The 18992-nt window shown below is 62.8% G+C and carries 23 protein-coding genes; 6 read left to right on the top strand and 17 right to left on the bottom strand.

The genetic code is table 11. From position 1 onward, the window contains the following. Positions 1-12: 12 nt before the first annotated feature. The 9 genes from hemW to H7995_RS05300 form a co-directional block, all read right to left on the bottom strand. A complete protein-coding gene (hemW, locus tag H7995_RS05260; protein ID WP_244647621.1) occupies positions 13-1218 on the bottom strand; it encodes a radical SAM family heme chaperone HemW in 1206 nt (401 codons plus the stop codon). Beyond that, positions 1215-1811 (bottom strand): RdgB/HAM1 family non-canonical purine NTP pyrophosphatase, encoded by a 597-nt coding sequence (gene rdgB / locus H7995_RS05265; protein WP_095164536.1) that lies wholly within the window; start codon positions 1809-1811, stop codon positions 1215-1217. Before rdgB ends, hemW begins: the two co-directional genes overlap by 4 nt. Then, entirely contained in the window at positions 1808-2242 is a 435-nt protein-coding gene (locus H7995_RS05270) for a DUF4426 domain-containing protein (RefSeq protein ID WP_185818081.1), read from the bottom strand. Before H7995_RS05270 ends, rdgB begins: the two co-directional genes overlap by 4 nt. Before the next feature lie 24 nt (positions 2243-2266). After that, on the bottom strand, positions 2267-2887 hold the full coding sequence (gene metW, locus H7995_RS05275) for a methionine biosynthesis protein MetW (protein WP_166592573.1): 621 nt from the start codon (positions 2885-2887) through the stop codon (positions 2267-2269). Between the two features lie 7 nt (positions 2888-2894). Beyond that, on the bottom strand, positions 2895-4034 hold the full coding sequence (gene metX, locus H7995_RS05280) for a homoserine O-succinyltransferase MetX (protein WP_166592574.1): 1140 nt from the start codon (positions 4032-4034) through the stop codon (positions 2895-2897). Positions 4035-4215: 181 nt separating this feature from the next. Beyond that, complete coding sequence (locus H7995_RS05285) at positions 4216-4512, bottom strand: DUF167 domain-containing protein (protein ID WP_095164528.1); 297 nt, start codon at positions 4510-4512, stop codon at positions 4216-4218. Continuing rightward, positions 4512-5102: a YggT family protein gene (locus H7995_RS05290; protein WP_166592575.1), complete on the bottom strand. Its 591-nt coding sequence runs from the start codon at positions 5100-5102 to the stop codon at positions 4512-4514. The genes H7995_RS05285 and H7995_RS05290 overlap by 1 nt, the downstream gene beginning before the upstream one ends. A 10-nt stretch (positions 5103-5112) precedes the next feature. Beyond that, positions 5113-5931, bottom strand: coding sequence for a pyrroline-5-carboxylate reductase (gene proC, locus H7995_RS05295; protein WP_166592576.1), 819 nt, complete (start codon positions 5929-5931; stop codon positions 5113-5115). A 54-nt stretch (positions 5932-5985) separates the two neighbouring features. After that, positions 5986-6678 carry a YggS family pyridoxal phosphate-dependent enzyme gene (locus H7995_RS05300; RefSeq protein ID WP_185818082.1) on the bottom strand — a complete coding sequence of 231 codons (693 nt, stop codon included), beginning with the start codon at positions 6676-6678 and terminating at the stop codon, positions 5986-5988. A 56-nt stretch (positions 6679-6734) separates the two neighbouring features. On the opposite strand from H7995_RS05300, the gene H7995_RS05305 reads away from it, so the two are divergent. Next, complete coding sequence (locus H7995_RS05305; protein WP_166592578.1) at positions 6735-7769, top strand: type IV pilus twitching motility protein PilT; 1035 nt, start codon at positions 6735-6737, stop codon at positions 7767-7769. 71 nt (positions 7770-7840) lie between these two features. Here the strand turns inward: H7995_RS05305 and H7995_RS05310 are convergent, their stop codons facing one another. Next, on the bottom strand, positions 7841-8461 hold the full coding sequence (locus H7995_RS05310; RefSeq protein ID WP_166592579.1) for a C40 family peptidase: 621 nt from the start codon (positions 8459-8461) through the stop codon (positions 7841-7843). Between the two features lie 250 nt (positions 8462-8711). On the opposite strand from H7995_RS05310, the gene H7995_RS05315 reads away from it, so the two are divergent. Next, the gene (locus H7995_RS05315) at positions 8712-9143 is read left to right on the top strand and encodes an NINE protein (RefSeq protein WP_166592580.1); all 432 of its coding nucleotides are present in this window, start codon (positions 8712-8714) and stop codon (positions 9141-9143) included. Between the two features lie 51 nt (positions 9144-9194). On the opposite strand, the gene H7995_RS05320 is transcribed toward H7995_RS05315, so the two are convergent. The 7 genes from H7995_RS05320 to gshB all read right to left on the bottom strand — a co-directional run bounded on the left by H7995_RS05320 (position 9195) and on the right by gshB (position 15141). Next, a complete protein-coding gene (locus H7995_RS05320; RefSeq protein WP_166592581.1) occupies positions 9195-10466 on the bottom strand; it encodes a dihydroorotase in 1272 nt (423 codons plus the stop codon). Further along, on the bottom strand, positions 10463-11467 hold the full coding sequence (locus tag H7995_RS05325) for an aspartate carbamoyltransferase catalytic subunit (RefSeq protein WP_095164512.1): 1005 nt from the start codon (positions 11465-11467) through the stop codon (positions 10463-10465). The genes H7995_RS05320 and H7995_RS05325 overlap by 4 nt, the downstream gene beginning before the upstream one ends. Positions 11468-11494: 27 nt before the next feature. After that, entirely contained in the window at positions 11495-11998 is a 504-nt protein-coding gene (gene pyrR / locus H7995_RS05330; protein ID WP_166592582.1) for a bifunctional pyr operon transcriptional regulator/uracil phosphoribosyltransferase PyrR, read from the bottom strand. A gap of 81 nt (positions 11999-12079) precedes the next feature. Then, the gene (ruvX, locus tag H7995_RS05335; RefSeq protein WP_008007435.1) at positions 12080-12517 is read right to left on the bottom strand and encodes a Holliday junction resolvase RuvX; all 438 of its coding nucleotides are present in this window, start codon (positions 12515-12517) and stop codon (positions 12080-12082) included. Then, on the bottom strand, positions 12517-13089 hold the full coding sequence (locus H7995_RS05340; RefSeq protein ID WP_185818083.1) for a YqgE/AlgH family protein: 573 nt from the start codon (positions 13087-13089) through the stop codon (positions 12517-12519). The genes ruvX and H7995_RS05340 overlap by 1 nt, the downstream gene beginning before the upstream one ends. Before the next feature lie 121 nt (positions 13090-13210). Next, complete coding sequence (locus H7995_RS05345; RefSeq protein WP_166592584.1) at positions 13211-14110, bottom strand: energy transducer TonB; 900 nt, start codon at positions 14108-14110, stop codon at positions 13211-13213. A gap of 77 nt (positions 14111-14187) precedes the next feature. Continuing rightward, a complete protein-coding gene (gene gshB, locus H7995_RS05350; RefSeq protein WP_166592585.1) occupies positions 14188-15141 on the bottom strand; it encodes a glutathione synthase in 954 nt (317 codons plus the stop codon). A 281-nt stretch (positions 15142-15422) separates the two neighbouring features. On the opposite strand from gshB, the gene pilG reads away from it, so the two are divergent. From pilG to H7995_RS05370, 4 genes are all read left to right on the top strand, one after another. Beyond that, positions 15423-15827, top strand: a complete 405-nt coding sequence (pilG, locus tag H7995_RS05355) for a twitching motility response regulator PilG (RefSeq protein ID WP_166592586.1) — start codon at positions 15423-15425, stop codon at positions 15825-15827. A gap of 57 nt (positions 15828-15884) precedes the next feature. Continuing rightward, entirely contained in the window at positions 15885-16250 is a 366-nt protein-coding gene (gene pilH / locus H7995_RS05360) for a twitching motility response regulator PilH (RefSeq protein WP_166592587.1), read from the top strand. Positions 16251-16260: 10 nt separating this feature from the next. Continuing rightward, complete coding sequence (locus H7995_RS05365; RefSeq protein ID WP_166592588.1) at positions 16261-16800, top strand: chemotaxis protein CheW; 540 nt, start codon at positions 16261-16263, stop codon at positions 16798-16800. 99 nt (positions 16801-16899) lie between these two features. Then, the gene (locus H7995_RS05370) at positions 16900-18960 is read left to right on the top strand and encodes a methyl-accepting chemotaxis protein (RefSeq protein WP_182342735.1); all 2061 of its coding nucleotides are present in this window, start codon (positions 16900-16902) and stop codon (positions 18958-18960) included. Positions 18961-18992: the final 32 nt, after the last annotated feature.

Here is an 18992-nt window from a genome sequence, read left to right on the forward strand (position 1 = left end):
TAGTTCTGAAAATCAGCTCAGAAAGTTCTGCAGCAAGTCATTGAGAAACAGCTGTCCACGCAGTGTCGCTGCCAGGCGTGACGGTTCGACCTGCAACAAACCACTTTGTTCGGCTTCGCGCCGGCCTTCGGCAAGACTTTCCAGGCTCAGCCCGGTGCGTTCGGGGTACAGGCGCGCCTCGACACCCTCGGTCAGGCGCAAGGCATTCATCAGGAACTCGAACGGCAGCTCGTCATTGCTCAGGGCTTTCTCGCCCGCCTTGAAGCTCTTGGCCGGGTTGAGGTAGTCCTTGGGCAGGCGCGTCTTCCAGGTACGCACGATGCGCCCGTCCGGATGGCTCAGCTTGCCGTGGGCGCCGGCGCCAATGCCGATGAAGTCGCCGAAGCTCCAGTAGTTGAGGTTGTGCCGCGCCGCACGGCCGGCCTGGGCGTACGCCGAGACTTCGTACTGGGCGTAGCCGTGCTCGGCCAGCAGGGCCTGGCCGGCCTCCTGGATGTCCCACAGGGTGTCGTCTTCCGGCAGCGTCGGCGGCTGATTCCAGAACACCGTATTGGGCTCCAGTGTCAGCTGATACCAGGACAGGTGGGTGGGCTTGAGGGCGATGGCCTGGCGCAGGTCGTCCAGGGCGTCGTCCAGGGACTGATCGGGCAAGCCGTGCATCAGGTCCAGGTTGAAGTTGTCGAACCCGGCCTGGCGCGCCATGCCGGCGGCGCGAATGGCTTCGTCGCCGTTGTGGATGCGGCCCAGGGCCTGGAGTTTTTCCTGCTGGAAACTCTGGATGCCGATCGACAGGCGATTGATGCCCAGCGCCCGGTAGGCGACGAACTTCTCCTGCTCGAAGGTGCCCGGGTTGGCTTCCAGGGTGATTTCGATGTCGCTGGCGAACGGGATGCGTTGTTCCACACCCTTGAGCAAGCGGCCCAGGGCCACGGCGCTGAACAGGCTCGGGGTGCCGCCGCCAAAAAAGATCGAACTCAGCTCCCGGCCGTAGACCGCGTGCAGGTCCTGATCAAGGTCCGCCAGCAGGGCGTCGACGTACTCTTCTTCCGGCAGCACGGGGCTGGCGGTGTGCGAGTTGAAGTCGCAATAGGGGCATTTGCGCACACACCACGGAATGTGGATGTACAGCGCCAGGGGCGGCAGCGTAGGCAGGGCGGCCCGGGGCGATGGCGCGGTGCCACCGACAATCAGCGGCAACGCGCAGGGTTCGTGGGTCATTTCAGGCCCAGACGCTGGCGCAGCAGATCCATTGCGCGGGCGCGGTGGCTGATGAGGTTCTTGTCGGCCGGGCTCAGTTCGGCGCTTGAGCAGTCACGCTCCGGTACCCAGAACAGCGGGTCGTAGCCAAAGCCGTGTTCGCCGCTGGCCTGGGTCAGGATGCGTCCGTGCCACAGCCCTTCGCAGAGAATCGGCAGCGGGTCATCGGCGTGGCGCACCAGGGCCAGCACACAGACGAACTGGGCGCCGCGCTCGGCGGCCGGGACGTCCTTGAGCACGTCGAGCAGCTTGGCGTTGTTCGCCGCATCACCCTGGCCGTTGGCGTAGCGCGCCGAGTAAATGCCCGGCGCACCCCCGAGAAAGTCCACTGCCAGCCCCGAGTCGTCGGCCAGTGCCGGCAAGCCGGAGATACGGGCGGCATTACGGGCCTTGAGAATGGCGTTTTCGACGAACGACAGACCGGTTTCTTCCGGCTCCACGCTGCTGAACTCGCCAATCGAGCGCAGTTGCACCGATTCGCCGAGCATGGCCTGGAGTTCCTTGAGTTTGCCGGCGTTATGGCTGGCCAGTACGAGTTGGGTGAAGGTGATCATTCGCCGGGGAAAAGCTCTTGGTTGAAATTGATGGTGTTGATCTTGTCGCCGGTCTGCACCTTGATCTCAAAGGTGCGGACTTCCTGCTGGTCCACCGGGTACTGGGCGAGGTAGTAGATCGCCCCCTGTTCGGTGACTTGCTTGAAGTTCAGTGGCACGGTCTTGCTGGTCAGGTCCTTCACGGTGCCGGTGACGCTGGCCACCATGGGCTGGCCGGCCTTGATCACCGAGACGTTGATCACGCCCTGGTTCTTGCTGCGGATCAGTTCGGCGGCCTTGGCGATGTCCGGCTGAATGAAGGTCGAGTTGAAGGTGTTGTAGTGCACCGTCACATCGCCGAAGGTTTCCTGGCGCTCGCCCTTGATGACGTCGGCCGCCATGGCGCTGACGCTCAGGCACGCGGTTAAGGCAAGCAGAGCTAGACGACTCATGATCGTACTCCTTTGAAAAACGGGTTAGACCGCTACCTGGTGATCCTGCAGGCCAGGACTGCTGACACGGTAAATGCCAATCTCACCTAATAGATTAGGCCATAGCTTACTGGCCCACCCATGCCGATGCTGTTGATCCACGGCAAGCCGATCAATGACCTTGGCTTCACGTTCACGGCACAAGGCTTCAAAGTCCTCGAAAGTGCAGAAGTGAATGTTCGGCGTGTTGTACCAGGTGTACGGCAGAAACTCGGAAACCGGCATCCGGCCCTTGCTCGCCAGGTACCAGCGGCAGCGCCAGTGCCCGAAGTTGGGGAAGGTGATGATGCACTGGCGACCGACCCGCAGCATTTCGTCGAGGATCTTGTCGGGGTAATGCACGGCCTGCAGGGCCTGGGTCATGACCACGATGTCGAAGCTGTTGCTGGCAAAGTTGCCCAGGCCCTTGTCCAGGTCCTGCTCGATGACGTTGATGCCCTTGGCCACGCACTCGGCAATGTTGTCCGGGTCGTTTTCCAGGCCGTAGCCGGTGACTTGCTTGTTGTCGCGCAGCCAGGTCAGCAGTTCGCCATCACCGCAGCCCAGGTCGAGCACGCGGCTGCCGGCGGGGATCCATTCCTGGATGATTTCCAGATCAGCTCTCATGGCTTGTTCACACCGTAATTCGCTTCATGTAATTGCTGAACGCCTGCAGGTAGCGCGGGATCGGTATCAGGAAGGCGTCGTGGCCTTGCGGAGCGTCGATCTCCAGGTAGCAAACGTCTTTCTTGGCGGCCATCAGGGCATCTACCAGCTCGCGGGAGCGGGCCGGGGAGAAGCGCCAGTCGGTGGTAAAGGACATCACACAGAATTTGGCTTTGGCACCGGCGAAGGTTTTCGCCAGGTTATCGTCGAAGTTCGCCGCCGGATCGAAGTAGTCCAGTGCCTTGGTCATCAGCAGGTAGGTGTTGGCGTCGAACCGCCCGGAGAACTCTTCACCCTGATAACGCAGGTAGCTCTCGACCTGGAACTCGACGCTGTGGAAATCGTAGTTGAGTTTTTCGCTCTTGAGGCCGCGGCCGAATTTCTCACCCATCGAGTCGTCCGACAGGTAAGTGATGTGCCCGACCATGCGCGCCAGCATCAGGCCGCGCTTGGGAATCACCCCGGCTTCCTGGAACGAACCGCCATGGAACTCCGGATCGGTGAGGATGGCCTGGCGCGCGACTTCGTTGAAGGCGATGTTCTGCGCCGAGAGCTTGGGAGCCGAGGCAATGGCCAGGCAGTGGCGGATGCGGTCAGGGTAGGTGATGCTCCATTGCATCGCCTGCATGCCGCCCAGGCTGCCACCGATCACGGCGGCCCACTGCGCGATGCCGATACGGTCGGCCAGGCGGGCCTGGCTGTGGACCCAGTCCTCGACGGTCAGCACCGGGAACTCGGCGCCGAATGGTTTGCCGGTCTCCGGGTTAATGCTGCTGGGGCCGGTGGAGCCGTTGCAGCCGCCGAGGTTGTTCAGGCTGACGACGAAGAATTTGTCGGTGTCGATCGGCTTGCCGGGGCCAATGCAGCTGTCCCACCAACCGGGTTTGCGGTCGTCGGGGCTGTGGAAGCCGGCCGCGTGATGGTGCCCGGACAAGGCATGGCAGATCAGCACGGCGTTGCTCGCCGTGGCGTTCAGCGTGCCGTAGGTTTCGTAGATCAGGTCATAGGCTGACAAGGAACGGCCGCAGGCAAGGGCCAGGGGCTCGTTGAAGTGCGCCACTTGGGGCGTCACCAGACCAACAGAATCGGCGGGAAAGGCAGTTGGCATCGACCCTGCTCTCGTTGAAATGAGGCGTAAGTCTAAAGACCGCTGTGGTCAGCGGCAAGCAAAGGGCGGGGATGATTTTTCCTGTCAGACCGGGGCGCGGCCATCGCGGGCAAGCCACGCTCCCACAAGGGGCGCATTCCCATGTGGGAGCGTGGCTTGCCCGCGATGAACGATGACGCGGTCACCCAGGCTGTCGCACCAGATCCGGCAAGTCCGGGAGCTTCTGTGGTGAGCAGATCCGCACCCGCTTCTGCCTGCTCAGCTCGCCGCTGAGCAGGCTCACCTGGCTCTTGGAGACGCCAAAGGCCTTGGCCAGGAAAGCCATCAGGTAGGCGTTGGCCTTGCCTTCGACCGGTGGGGCGGTGAGGCGGATCTTCAGGCGATCACCGTGCAGGCCCGCGAAATCATCGCTGCGGGCCGCCGGTTGCAGGTGGCATTCGAGGATCAGGTCCGCGCCGTCCCAGCGGTAATAGCTCATCAGATCAGCAGGCGCAGGATTTCCGGCATCTGGGTCATGGCGGCAAGGTTGTTGATCACCAGCATGTCGATCAGCTTGAGCACCATGAACGCCAGGATTGGCGAAATGTCCAGGCCGCCCAGGTTAGGCAGGATCTTGCGGAATGGCGCCAGGGCCGGCTCGCAGATCTGGTTGACCAACTCGGCACCTGGGTTATGGCTGCCGGGCGCGACCCACGAAAGGATCACACTGATGATCAGGGCATAGAAGAAGATGTTGAGGAACAGCGCGGTGACCCCGATAAGCGACCAGATCAGCAGCTGCAGTGGGTTGCCGGTGGTGCCGTAAGTCAGCAGCAGGGTCAGGGCCATCAACGCCAGTTGCACCAGGATTGCCAGGACCAGCGACGACATGTCGAGGCCGAACACGCTCGGAATGATCCGGCGCAGTGGCTTGAGCAGGGGTTGGGTAGCCTTCACGGCGAACTGGCACAGCGGGTTGTAGAAGTTGGCCCGCACCAGTTGCAGCACAAAGCGCAGCAGTACGATCAGCAGGTACAGGCTGCCGAGGGTTTGCAGCACGTACACCGCTGCAGTGTTCAATCCAATCATGTATGGCTCCTTATTGACCCAGTTGCTCAGCCATCTCGGCTGAACGGTGTGCAGCGGCACCCAGTGCGTGTTCCACCAGGGCTTCGAAACCGCCGGCCTGGAAGGCCTTGATCGCCGCTTCGGTGGTGCCGGCAGGTGAAGTGACGCGGCGGCGCAGTTCAGCGGCGTCGACGTCACTGGCAACCGCCATGTGCGCGGCGCCGAGTGCGGTTTGCAAGGTCAGTTGGGCTGCGGTTTCCCGTGGCAGGCCGAGCTTCTCGCCCGCGGCGGTCATGGCTTCGATCAGCAGGAAGAAATACGCCGGGCCACTGCCAGACACGGCGGTGACGGCATCCAGTTGCTGCTCTTGATCCAGCCACAGGGCGATGCCCACGGCCGACAACAGGTCTTGTGCTTGCTGGCGTTGCTCGGCCGTGACCTGGGCGGTCGCGAACAGGCCGCTCACGCCCTGGCGCAGCAGGGCCGGCGTGTTGGGCATGCAGCGCACGATCGGCTGGGCGCCGAGCCAGTTGTTCATGCTGGCGCAGGTGATGCCAGCGGCAATCGAAACCACCAGTTGCTGCGGTTGCAGGCTCGGGCGCAGCGCCTCGCAGACGGCTTTCATTGCCTGCGGCTTGACTGCCAGCACCACCACATCGGCGCCGGCGATGGCGTCTGCGTTGTCGGCGAATACTTCAATGCCGTGCTCTGCGGCCACCCGCGCACGGGTCTCGGCGCCTGGATCGCTGGCGCGAATCTGTGCGGCATCCAGGCCCTTGGCCCGCAGGCCGCCGATCAGGCTGGCGGCCATGTTTCCGGCACCGATAAAGGCAATACGCGTCTTGCTCATGTCAGGTCCTTTTTAAAGTGGAGTGCCAGCCAGGGTTCTTGGCTGGCCATGTTTTTATGGATAGTCGCGCGCACCAAACAGGGCTGTACCGATCCGGACCCAGGTGGCGCCTTGGGCAATAGCCGACTCGAGGTCGTGGCTCATGCCCATGGACAGTGTGTCGAGCGGCAGGTTGAGGCTGTCTTGCAGGCTTTTGTTCAGCTCGCGTACGGCAGCGAAGGCGGCATCCTGCTCGGCGCGATCGTCGGTGGGCTCGGGAATCGCCATCAATCCGCGCAAGGTCAGGTGCGGCAGGGCGCTGATCGCCGCCGCCAGGGCCGGCAGGTCGGCCGGGGTGCAACCGGACTTGCTGGCTTCACCGCTGACGTTGACCTGGATGCAGATGTTCAGGGCTGGTAATTCAGCGGGGCGTTGTTCGGACAGGCGTTGTGCGATTTTCAAGCGATCCACGGAGTGCACCCAAGCGAAGTTTTGCGCGATATCTCGCGTCTTGTTCGATTGAATGGGGCCGATGAAGTGCCAACACAAGGGCAGGTCGGTCAATTCCCGTTGCTTGCCCAAGGCTTCCTGCAGGTAGTTTTCGCCAAAGTCGCGGACCCCGGCAGCGTACGCTTCGCGCACGGCGGCGGCGGGTTTGGTCTTGCTCACGGCCAGCAGCTGGACGCTGTCTGCGGCACGTTGCGCGGCCTGTTCAGCACGGCGGATGCGTGCCGCTACCTGGGAGATGTTGTCTGCTATCGTGGACATTCAAGGGACGCCGGCAGTCTGAGGTTCGCGGCATTCTACTGGAATTGAGGAGTGCTATGGATATCACTGAGCTGCTGGCCTTCAGCGTCAAACAGGGCGCCTGCGACTTGCACTTGTCCACCGGCCTGCCACCGATGATCCGGGTCGATGGCGATGTGCGGCGGATCAACCTGCCGCCACAGGACGCCCGGCAGGTGACGGCGCTGATCAACGGGCTCATGAGCGAATCACAGCAAGCCGCGTTCGCGCAGGCGCTGGAACTCGACTTCTGCTACTCGGCGCCGGGCGTGGCGCGCTTTCGGGTCAATGTCTTCCATCAGCACCGGGGGCCGGGCGCGGTATTGCGCATCATCCCGTCGAAGGTGCCGAGCCTGGACGCGCTGGGCCTGGGGGATGTGTTTCGTCGTATTGCCGAGATGCCGCGGGGCCTGGTGCTGGTCACGGGGCCGACGGGCTCCGGCAAGTCGACCACTCTGGCGGCCATGATCGATCACCTCAACAGCCACCGGCATCAACACATCCTGACCATTGAAGACCCGATCGAGTTTGTCCACGAGCCGCGCAAATGCCTGATCAATCAGCGCGAAGTGCACCGCGATAGCCACAGCTTCGCGGCTGCGCTGCGTTCGGCCCTGCGCGAGGACCCGGACGTGATCCTGGTGGGGGAGATGCGGGACCTGGAAACCATTCGCCTGGCCCTCACCGCGGCCGAGACCGGGCACCTGGTGTTCGGCACGTTGCACACCAGTTCGGCGGCGAAAACCGTCGACCGGGTGGTGGATGTGTTTCCCGGTGACGAGAAGGCCATGGTCCGCTCGATGCTCTCGGAGTCGCTGCAGGCGGTGGTGTCCCAGGCGCTGGTGAAGAAGGTCGGAGGCGGCCGGGTGGCGGCCCACGAAATCATGCTGGGTACCCCGGCAATCCGTAACCTGATCCGCGAGGACAAGGTGGCGCAGATGTATTCGGCGATCCAGACGGGGGGCGCGCTGGGCATGCAGACCCTGGACATGAGCCTGAGGTCGTTGCTGGGCAGGGGGTTGATCAGTCGTGAGCATGCGCGAGAGCGGGCGCGCTCGGCCGAAGGCCTGTAAATGCAAAAAATCGCAGCCGGCGGGAATGCCACCGGCTGCGATCTGTTGATCTTGCTTTGACTCAGCTCAACTCAGCGCTGAACAATCCGCATGGTGTTCGGCTCTTTTGGCAGAACCCGCTTGGCAACCACGTAGTGGTTATCCCAGTACGGCTTCTTCAGGGTGTCGATGGAAACCGACTTGCCACGGCGTGGTGCGTGGATGAAGCGGTCGTTGCCCAGGTAGATGGCAACATGATTGACCCTGCGGCTCTTGAGTTTGAAGAAAATCAGGTCGCCGGGTTTCAGGTCCTTGCGATCGACTTTCAGCCCGTGGCCGGAGGCCATGGCATTGGAGGTACGCGGCAGATCGACGGCGGCTACGTCATTGAAGGCGTATTTCACCAGGCCGCTGCAATCAAAGCCTTTACTTGGGCTGCTGCCACCCCAACGATACGGGGTACCGAGCACATTGACCGCGCGACTCAGGACATCGCTGCTCTGCTTGGTGGCCATCGGCGGCACCAGCGAGCTGTTGGCCTTGCTCAGTTGTGGGCTTTTTACACTGTGTTTGTTTTTGCTGGTAACGGCAGAAACATGAGATTTAGGGGTGTAACCATTAACGTTTGGAAGACGTTGCTCACGATTGGTGGCGTGGGCGGCCAGTGGCAATAATAGGCAAATGGTTAGCCATGTCTTGAAAAATGGACGCATTAGGCAAGGCTCTATATTGGGAACGCGCAACTTTATAACAGCTTTTTTGTCCTTTTCGGGGCCGTTGGTCGATTCAAACCGGGGCTCAAAACCGGCGAAGCGGCGGCAAATTGGCTTGATTGTCGGACACAAGTCAGGTGGTACAAGGCTTTGCGGGAAGTGCCGGACAGACAAACCACTTGTCGGCACGACATAAAAAAGTCACACAAGTCACAAAATTATTTTTCTATCGCGGCATATGAGGGACTACATGAACACCTATCGTCAGGATGTTTCACCCCAGGACACCCACAGCAAGGTGATCGGTTATCTGTTGTGGATTTTCGGTTTTACCGGGGCACACCGCTTCTATTACGGCAAGCCGGTGACCGGCACGATCTGGTTTTTCACGTTTGGTTTGCTGGGCATCGGCTGGCTGATCGACCTGTTCCTGATCCCGGCCATGGACCGTGAAGCGGATCTACGTTTTACCGCAGGGCCGATCGAATACAACGTGGCCTGGATTCTGCTGACGTTCCTCGGCGTGTTCGGTATACACCGCATGTATCAGGGGAAGTGGATCAGCGGTTTGCTGTACCTGGTGACGGGCGGGTTGTTCTTTCTGGGGGTGCTGTATGACTTCTGGACCCTGAACGATCAGGTTTCCGTGCGCAACGCGCAGAATCGCGGCGCTTTCCAGTAAAGCATCGCGGGCAGGCGGCGCTGCGCCTGCCCGCGATTGGAGCGACACGGTTCAGGCCTGGTGGCTGATCCGTCCATCCACCAGGGTGTAGCGCACCACGCCCGGCAGGCTGTGGCCGAGGAACGGGCAGTTTTCGCCCTTCGACAGCCAGGTCTCGCCGGCGACGGTCGAGGCGGCCGGGTCGAACACCACCAGGTCAGCCGCAGCACCCACCGCCAGCTTGCCCGCCGGCAGGCGCAGGGCCTCGGCCGGGCCGGCGCTGAGGCGTGCCAGCAGGGTCGGCAGGTCGAGCAGGCCGTCTTCGACCAGGGTCATGGCCAACGGCAGCAACAGTTCAACGCTGCTGATGCCGGGTTCGGTAGCGCCGAACGGTGCCAGCTTGGCGTCGCGCTCGTGGGGCTGGTGATGGCTGGAGATGGCTTGCACCACCCCGGACTTCACCGCCTCGCGCAGGCCATCGCGGTCGGCGCGGGTGCGCAGTGGCGGTTGCACGTGGTACAGGCTGTTGAAGTCGATCAGCGCCTCGTCGGTAAGGATCAACTGATACAGCGCCACATCGGCAGTCACCGGCAATCCACGCGCCTGGGCCTGAGCGATCAGGGCCACGCCGCGGGCACTGGTGAGCTGGCTGAAGTGCGCACGCACCCCGGTTTGCTCCACCAGCAGCAGGTCCCGGGCCAGGGCCACGGTTTCCGCGGTTTCGGGAATCCCCGGCAGGCCGAGGAAGCTGGCGGTCGGGCCTTCGTGGGCCAGGCCACCTTCGGCCAGGTCATGGTCCTGGGAGTGGAAGATCACCGTCAGGTCAAAGGTGGCGGCATATTCCAGGGCCCGGCACAGGGTGCGGGTGTTGCGGAAGCTGTCCAGGCCGTTGCCGAAGGCCACGCAACCGGTGTCGCGCAGGGCAATCAGCTCGGCCAGTTGCTCGCCCTCCAGGCCCTTGCTCAGGGCGCCGATCGGGAACACCTTGGCATTGCCGGCTTCGCGGGCGCGGTCGAGGATCAGCTCGGCCACGGCCGAGGTGTCCAGCACCGGCTTGGTACGGGGCGGACAGCACAGGCTGGTGACGCCACCGGCCGCGGCGGCGCGGGTTTCGCTGGCAATCGTGCCTTTGCGGCTGTAACCCGGTTCGCGCAAGGCGACGTTGAGGTCGACCAGCCCGGGCGCGACCACCAGGCCCTGGGCCTCGATGGTCTGAGCGGCGACGAAACCGGCGGGGGCGGCGCCCAGGGCGACGATCTTGCAGGCTTCGATGTGGATATCGGTGACTTGATCCAGGCCGCTGCTTGGATCGATGACGCGGGCGCCGAGAATGCTGAGCTTCACTGGGCGTTCTCCTGCTCGAATTGGCGCTGGGCAGTCTGCCCGCTCATGGCCATGGACAACACGGCCATACGAATGGCGATCCCGTAGGTCACCTGGTTGAGAATCACCGAGTGCGGACCGTCGGCCACCGCCGACTCGATCTCCACCCCGCGGTTGATCGGCCCCGGGTGCATGACGATGCAGTCCGGCTTGGCGCCGGCCAGGCGTGCGGTGGTCAGGCCGAACAAGCGATAGAACTCACCTTCGCTCGGCAGCAGGCCACCGGTCATGCGTTCACGTTGCAGGCGCAGCATGATCACTACGTCGACATCCTTCAGGCCTTCAGTCATGTCGGTGTAGACCTTCACGCCGTATTGCTCGATGCCGATCGGCAGCAGGGTTTTCGGCGCGATCACGCGGATGTCCGGGCAGCCGAGGGTTTTCAGCGCCAGCATGTTCGAGCGTGCGACCCGCGAGTGCAGGATGTCGCCGACAATGGCCACCGAAAGGTTCTCGAAGCTGCCCTTGTGCCGACGGATGGTGAGCATGTCGAGCATGCCCTGGGTCGGGTGGGCATGCCGGCCGTCACCGCCGTTGATGATCGCCACTTGCGGGCAGACATGCTCGGCAATGAAGTGCGCGGCGCCGGAGTCGCCGTGGCGCACGACGAACATGTCGGCCGCCATGGCCTCAAGGTTGCGCAGGGTGTCGAGCAGGGTTTCGCCCTTGCTCGCCGACGACGTGGACACATTGAGGGTGATGACGTCCGCCGACAGCCGCTGGGCCGCCAGTTCGAAGGTGGTGCGGGTACGGGTGGAGTTCTCGAAGAACACGTTGCACACGGTCTTGCCGCGCAGCAACGGGACTTTTTTCACCGCCCGGGCGCCGACTTCGAGGAACGAGTCGGCGGTGTCGAGGATTTCCGTCAACAGCTCGCGGCGCAGGCCGTCGAGGGAGAGGAAGTGGCGCAGCTGGCCCTGATCATTGAGCTGCAGCGGGCGCTTGGTATCTAGAGGCGTCATCGCGAGGGGGACTCTCAATAGGGCGGATTAAAGGGCGAGGTCTTGCAGTTCGAGCGCAAGTTCCGGACCGGACAGCTTGACCCGTTCGTGGGCGGCCAGGGACAGGGTTGCACCGACCACGTTCGGGCGGATCGGCAGCTCGCCGGCGTCCAGGTCCAGCAGGCAGACCAGGGTCACGCTGGCGGGGCGGCCATAGTCGAAGAGTTCGTTCATGGCGGCGCGGATGGTCCGCCCGCTCATCAGCACGTCGTCAATCAGCACCAGGTGCTGGCCTTCGATCTCGAAGGGCAGGGCCGATGGGCGCACTTGCGGGTGCAGGCCATTCTGGCTGAAGTCGTCGCGGTAGAAGGAAACGTCCAGGGTACCCAGTGGCGCGTCGCTGCCCAATGCTTCGAGCAGGGCCTGAGCGACCCACACGCCGCCGGTGCGAATGCCGATGTAGCGCGGTTCGCTGATGCCGCGTTTGGCCAGGTAGGCGTCAAGCTGGGTCGCCATCTGGCTGATCAGTTCGGCGGGATTGGGCAGGCTCATGGTTGCTCCTTCTTGGGCCCGAGCCGGGACTTGCAGGGAGAGGCTCGGGTTGTAGCTAAGAGAGACGCTTGCTGCGGCTCTTCAGGATTCGAACAGTGCGCTGTTTTCATCGAGCCAGCCTTGCAGCAGCAGGGCGGCGGCGATGGCGTCGACCGGGTTGTCGCGGTAGCTGCCTTTCTGCCCCCCACGGACCAGGCGTTCGCCTTTGGCCTCGAAGGTGGTCAGGCGTTCATCGTGGGTATAGAACGGCAGGTTGTAGCGGCCATTGAGGCGTCGGGCGAATTTCTCCGCGCGCAGGCACATGTCGCTGGGCGTGCCGTCCATGTTCAGCGGCAAGCCAACCACCACCGCGTCGGGCTTCCACTCCTTGATCAGGGCTTCGACCTGATTCCAGTCGGGGATGCCGTTTTGCGCCTTGAGGGTGCACAGCTCGCGGGCCTGGCCGGTAATCACCTGGCCAACGGCCACGCCGATCTGTTTGGTGCCGTAGTCAAAACCGAGGATCAGACGCAGGGCCATCAGGCGTGCCCCGCCTGGCTGGTGAGCAGGCTGAGGTTGACGCCCAGGTGCTTGGCCGCCGCGTCCAGGCGCAGTTCGCTGCTGGTGTTAAACAGGATGTCGGTGTCGAACGGGCAGGTCAGCCAGGCGTTGTCGGCCAGTTCGGCTTCCAGTTGCCCGGCTTCCCAGCCGGCATAACCGAGGGCGATCAGGCTCTTGGCCGGGCCCACGCCGTCGGCGATGGCAAACAGCACGTCCTGGGAGGTAGACAGAGACAATCCACCTTCCAGATCAACGGTCGCCTGGAATGTCATGCCCGAGGGGTGCAAAACAAAACCACGGTCAGTCTGCACCGGGCCACCGGTGAAAATCGGCACGTGCTGGCACAACACCGGAGGTTCGACGTCGGGGCGCAATTGCTCAAGAATATCCGCCAGGCTAAGGTCTTGCGGGCGGTTGATCACCAGCCCCATGGCACCATTGGTCGTGTGCTCGACGATGTAGGTCAAGGTGTGCGCAAAGTTCGGGTCGGCCATATGAGGCATGGCGATCAGGAAGTGATGCTTGAGGTAGCTGGGGATGACGTTTTTCATGTGCGCTAGTGTGGCGTTGGAGGGGCAAACTGACAAGCTGGGGATGCGCAGGAAATGCCCTGAATATCCGCGATTAACTCAGACCCCTGTGGGCGCCCGCTCCCACAGGGTTTGGTGCTGTTCAATTGCTGGACAACCGATCCCCGCGGGCAAACCTCCAGGTACGGATGATTTCCAGCCGGTCGATGTCCGCCAGGTCGCCAGTAAAAGGCGCAAAGGGCGCTGCCAGGCGCACGATGCGTTGGGCGGCCTGGTCCAGCAGCGGCTGCCCGGAAGACTCCAGGACCAGCACTTCATACAGCGAGCCGTCGCGGTTGATCGAGACCATCAGGCGCAAATTGCCGTAGATCTGTTGCCGCCGCGCTTCGTCGGGATAGTTCAGGTTGCCGATGCGCTCGACCTTCTTGCGCCATGCATCCTTGTACCAGGCCCCCTTGTCGCGCATGGTCGAGGCCGCGCTCAGGCGGTGGATGCGCGGGCGCTTGGCGTACAACTGTTGTTCGTTGGCCAGTTCCGCCTCGAGGCTGGCGATGTCGCTGGACAGCTGGGCGCTGTCGAAAGTCGGCGTCACCGGCTTGGGGGTCGGCGCCGACTTCACTTCTTCTTTCTTGGTCGCGGCTTTCTTCGGTGCTGGCGCCACGGTGGTCACGGCGGCCTTGGGGGCGGCGACCGGTACCTGGGGCTTGACCGTGGGCGGTGGCGTGACCTTTTGCACCTTGTTGTCCTGGAACGGCGCGATCTCGGTGGTCTTGGGGATCGCCTTTTTATCCAGGGTGCCGCTGCCTTGCTGATTTTCCTGGGCCAGGAAATCGGCTTTTTTCGGCTGGGTCTCGCTTTTGAAGGTGGCGAGGGTGATTTCCAGGGTCCTACTGATCTGCTTGGGTTCGGCAAAGGTAAAACCCAGGCCGAGGATCAGCGCCAGGTGGATCAGCGCCGCCAGGAACAGGGTAAATCCCAGGCGATCGGCCGGGCGCACGCCGCGGTGGGCGAGTTCAGGGGGCAGATCGGACGGCAGGGTCATGACAAGGAAACCAACATCGCGTTTTGCACAGGCCGCGCATGATAACGCAATGTTGGTCTGCCCTTGGGGGTTCTATATCAACGTGCCTTGAGCTTCTGATCGATGGCCGCCATCAGCATTTCGCCGATGTTCGTGCCAAAGGCATTGTCGATCTCGCGAATGCAGGTCGGGCTGGTGACGTTGATTTCGGTCAGGTGCTCACCAATCACGTCGAGGCCGACGAACAGCAGGCCTTTTTCCCGCAGGGTCGGGCCAACCTGGGCGGCGATCCAGCGGTCCTTGTCGCTCAGTGGACGCGCTTCACCACGGCCGCCGGCGGCCAGGTTGCCGCGGGTTTCGCCCTGGGCCGGTATGCGCGCCAGGCAGTAGTCCACCGGCTCACCGTCGATCATCAGGATGCGCTTGTCGCCGTCCTTGATTGCCGGCAGGTAGGCCTGGCCCATGATCTGCTGGGTGCCCAGGGCGGTCAGGGTCTCGAGGATCACCGACAGGTTCGGATCGCCCGCGCGATGACGGAAGATCGAGGTGCCGCCCATGCCGTCCAGCGGCTTGAGGATCACATCGCCGTGTTTGGCGGCGAACTCGCGCAACACGTCGGCGCGGCGGCTGACCACGGTCGGCGGGGTGCACTGGGGGAACAGGGTGGCGAACAGCTTTTCATTGCAGTCGCGCAGGCTCTGGGGTTTGTTGACCACCAGAACACCGGCGCGCTCCGCTTGCTCGAGCAGGTAGGTGGAGTAGACGAACTCCATGTCGAAAGGCGGATCCTTGCGCATCAGGATCACATCCAGGTCGCTCAGCAGCGCGTCGGTCTCGGCTTGCAGCTCGAACCATTTCTGCGGGTCGGCGAAGACTTTCAACGGTCGCATGCGCGCCCGTGCCTCACCTTCGCCCTGGTACAGGTCGCTCTGTTCCATATAGAACAGTTCCCAGCCGCGCGCCTGGGCGGCCAGCAGCATGGCCAGCGAACTATCCTTTTTATAGGAAATGCTGGCGATAGGGTCCATGACAATCCCGACGCGAACGCTCATGGGTGTTTCCTCGAGTTTGAAGGGCTGGATGTCTGGTTTAGGAACGAGCAAGCCCGCGCCTGCAGAAGACCAGCCGAAGGCCAGAAAAAGTGGCGTCAGAGTGGCGCCCGGTGGGTTCCCGGTCAAGGAAAAACCGCCTCGCGGGTCGGCCGATAGATTGGACATGGAGACTGTGCTAAAAAGGCTGGCATGTCGCGCTGGCCCTTGAACATCAAGGGTTTCGAGCCAACGGGCAGCCGCAAACGGACAAACTGATTCGCCCAGGCGATGGTAGAGCAGATATGGAACAGCATTCCAACGCCCTGAAGGTCATGGTGATCGACGATTCGAAGACCATTCGCCGCACCGCTGAAACCTTGTTGCGCAATGCGGGCTGCGAGGTGATCACCGCCATCGATGGTTTTGATGCGCTGGCCAAGATTGCCGACAATCATCCGGGGATCATCTTTGTCGACATCATGATGCCGCGTCTGGATGGTTATCAGACCTGCGCTTTAATCAAGAACAACAGCGCGTTCAAAGCCACGCCCGTGATCATGCTGTCGTCCAAGGACGGGCTGTTCGACAAGGCCAAGGGGCGGATTGTCGGTTCCGATCAGTTTTTGACCAAGCCATTCAGCAAGGAAGAACTGTTGAACGCGATTCGCGCTCATGTACCGGGTTTCGCTGCCGATGCGCCGCTGTAAGACACGCACAGTGATGCCCGGCCAACCGGCCTGGTGTCTACAAGAATGGGGAAGACCATGGCACGTATTCTGATCGTCGATGACTCGCCGACCGAAATGTACAAACTCACCGGCATGCTGGAAAAGCACGGCCATGAAGTGTTGAAGGCGCAGAACGGTGCCGATGGCGTGGCGCTGGCCCGTCAGGAAAAGCCCGACGCGGTCTTGATGGACATCGTCATGCCCGGCCTCAACGGCTTCCAGGCGACCCGTCAACTGACCAAGGACCCGGAGACCGGCCATATTCCGGTGATCATCATCACCACCAAGGACCAGGAGACCGACAAGGTCTGGGGCACTCGCCAGGGCGCCAAGGACTACCTGACCAAGCCGGTGGACGAAGACACCCTGATCAAGACCCTGAACGCCGTGCTGGCAGGCTGACGGCCGCGCCATGGCCGAGTCGCTGAGCGCCTTTGAACTGCTGCTGCAGATTGACCAGCGTTGCCGCTTGCTGGCCGCTGACTTGCCGTCCCAGCCCACCCGCAATCACGGCTGGAGCGGCATTGGCTTTCGCCTGGGCGAACACTGGTACGTGGCGCCCATGGGCGAGGTCAGCGAAGTCCTGCATGAGCCGCGCCTGACCCAGTTGCCGGGGGTCAAGCCGTGGGTCAGGGGGGTGGCCAACCTGCGTGGCCGCTTGCTGCCGGTGATGGACCTGTGCGGCTTTCTGGGCGCCGAGTTGTCGGCTCAGCGCAAGCAGCGCCGGGTCCTGGTGGTCGAGTACAAGGAGGTGTTCGTCGGGCTGATGGTCGATGAGGTGCTGGGCATGCAGCACTTCGATCAGGCCCGGTTCGAACCGGGAGCGCTGGGTAGCCAGGACGACCCGGCAGCGACGTTCATCAAGGGCCGGTTCGAGCGCGAACAACGCTGGCAGGTGTTCAGTCCGTTTGCCGTGGCGCAGTCACCACGCTTCATGGATGTAGCGGTGTAGGCGGGTACCTGTAGCAGCTGCCGAAGGCTGCGTTCGAGTGCGCAGCACGCGCAAGGACGCCGGACGGGTTTCACAATGTGGGTCAACAGGCGAAGAGCGATGATTAAAGTCAACACGGGCACCTCAAGCGATGGAACGCGCAGTCGTTCGCAGATCATTGCGCTGTTCATCGCGCTGATCGTGTTCATCGTGTTGTTGTTCGCCAACTTTGCCTACCTCAACACCCAGGCCTCCTACGACAAGCAGTACATCGGCCATGCCGGTGAATTGCGCGTGTTGTCCCAGCGTATTGCCAAGAACGCCACCGAAGCGGCTGCCGGCAAAGCCGCGGCGTTCAAGCTGCTCAGCGATGCGCGCAATGACTTTGCGCAGCGCTGGAGCTACCTGAAGAAAGGCGACCCCGTCACCGGCCTGCCGCCAGCTCCGGCGGCGGTGCGTCCGCAAATGCGCGCCGTGCAACTGGATTGGGAGCGCTTGCTGAAAAACACTGACGCGATCCTCTCCAGTGAGCAGACCGTGCTGTCGCTGCACCAGGTGGCCGCGACACTGGCCGAGACCGTGCCGCAGTTGCAGGTCGAGTACGAAAAAGTCGTCGAAATCCTGCTGCAGCGCGGCGCGCCAGCCACTCAGGTGGCCATGGCCCAGCGCCAGTCGCTGCTGGCCGAGCGCATCCTTGGGGCGGTCAACACCGTGCTGGCCGGCGATGAAAACGCCCAGCAGGCCGCCGACGTGTTTGGCCGGGACGCGGCGCGCTTCGGCCAGGTGCTCAACGGCATGCTGCAGGGCAATCCGGCGCTCAAGATCAGCCAGGTCGAGGACCGCGATGCCCGCGCCCGTTTGACCGAGATCGCCGAGCTGTTCCAGTTCGTCTCGGGGTCGGTGGACGAAATCCTCGAAACCTCGCCCCAACTGTTCAAGGTCCGCGAGTCGGCGGGCAATATCTTCAACCTGTCGCAGACCCTGCTGGAGGAGGCCTCGCACCTGGCCAACGGCTTCGAAAACCTGGTGGGCGGGCGTTCCACCGATACCATCGGCGGTTACGTGCTGGGCCTGCTCGCGCTGGCCTCGATCATCCTGATCGGCCTGGTGATGGTGCGTGAAACCAACCGCCAGTTGCGCGAAACCGCCGAGAAGAACGAACGCAACCAGAACGCGATCATGCGCCTGCTCGACGAAATCGAAGACCTGGCAGACGGCGACCTGACCGTGACGGCCTCGGTGACGGAAGACTTCACCGGGACCATTGCCGACTCCATCAACTACTCGGTCGACCAACTGCGCGACCTGGTGGCCACCATCAACCTCACCGCCGGCCAGGTCGCCGCCGCCGTGCAGGAAACCCAGGCCACCGCGATGCACCTGGCCCAGGCCTCGGAGCATCAGGCCCAGCAGATCAGCGAAGCATCGGCCTCGATCAACGACATGGCCCAGTCCATCGACCAGGTGTCGGCGAACGCCGCCGAGTCATCGGCCGTGGCCGAGCGCTCGGTGGAAATCGCCAACAAGGGCAACGAGGTGGTGCACAACACCATTCACGGCATGGACAACATTCGTGAACAGATCCAGGACACCGCCAAGCGCATCAAGCGCCTGGGCGAGTCGTCCCAGGAAATCGGCGATATCGTCAGCCTGATCGACGACATCGCCGACCAGACCAATATCCTGGCCCTCAACGCGGCGATCCAGGCCTCCATGGCCGGCGACGCCGGGCGCGGGTTTGCCGTGGTGGCCGACGAGGTGCAGCGCCTGGCTGAACGGTCGTCCGCCGCCACCCGGCAGATCGAAACCCTGGTGCGGGCGATCCAGACCGATACCAATGAGGCGGTCATCTCCATGGAGCAGACCACCACCGAGGTGGTGCGCGGCGCGCGGCTGGCGCAGGATGCTGGAGTCGCCCTGGAAGAAATCGAAGGCGTTTCGAAAACCCTCGCCGCGCTGATCCAGAGTATTTCCAATGCGGCGCAGCAACAGACGTCGTCGGCGGGGCAGATTTCCTTGACCATGAACGTGATCCAGCAGATCACCACGCAAACCTCGTCGGGCTCCACGGCCACCGCCGAGAGCATTGGCAACCTGGCGAAAATGGCCAGTCAGCTGCGGCGCTCGGTGTCCGGCTTCACCTTGCCGGCGGTACCGGAGCGCGGAACCGACAAGCACTGAACCCGGCACGCTGCAAACGAATTTTGACTGGA

Source organism: Pseudomonas kielensis (assembly GCF_014236655.1).
Classification (GTDB): domain Bacteria; phylum Pseudomonadota; class Gammaproteobacteria; order Pseudomonadales; family Pseudomonadaceae; genus Aquipseudomonas; species Aquipseudomonas kielensis.